This is a genomic window from Falsihalocynthiibacter sp. S25ZX9 (assembly GCF_041205405.1).
Classification (GTDB): Bacteria; Pseudomonadota; Alphaproteobacteria; order Rhodobacterales; family Rhodobacteraceae; genus Falsihalocynthiibacter; species Falsihalocynthiibacter arcticus.
In genome coordinates, this window is sequence record NZ_JBGFCD010000092.1 from 1 (window position 1) to 379 (window position 379).

Genomic DNA, 379 nt, shown 5'->3' on the forward strand with positions numbered 1-379 from the left:
AATCTACCTGATTTCGCGCTTTGCCTCGGACGCGGGGAAAAAGGCAGGCGAATTTTATACGCCCTCTGCTGTCCCTGGACTTTTGGCGAAACTGGCCGCACATAAACCTGGCGATACGATCTGCGATCCGGCCCGCGTCTCTGGTTCGTTGCTGATACAGGCGTGACAGGAAGTCGGGTCTGAGAACTTTGCGCTGTATGGGCAAGAAGTGAACGGCGCTACTTGGGTACTCGCTCGGATGAACATGTTTCTGCACGCACGAGATGCGGCGCGCATTGAATTGTGGGACACGCAGAACGGCCCTGCTATTGTCGAAGGCGACCACTTGCAAAAGTTCGACGTCGTTCTCGCCAATCCACCGTTCAGTTTGGACAAATGG

Annotated in this window: 1 pseudogene; it reads left to right on the forward strand. The window is 55.1% G+C overall.

What is annotated here, in order from left to right:
• Positions 1–10 precede the first annotated feature (10 nt).
• Positions 11–379: pseudogene (locus AB9F29_RS21415) on the forward strand (class I SAM-dependent DNA methyltransferase); the annotation flags it as partial.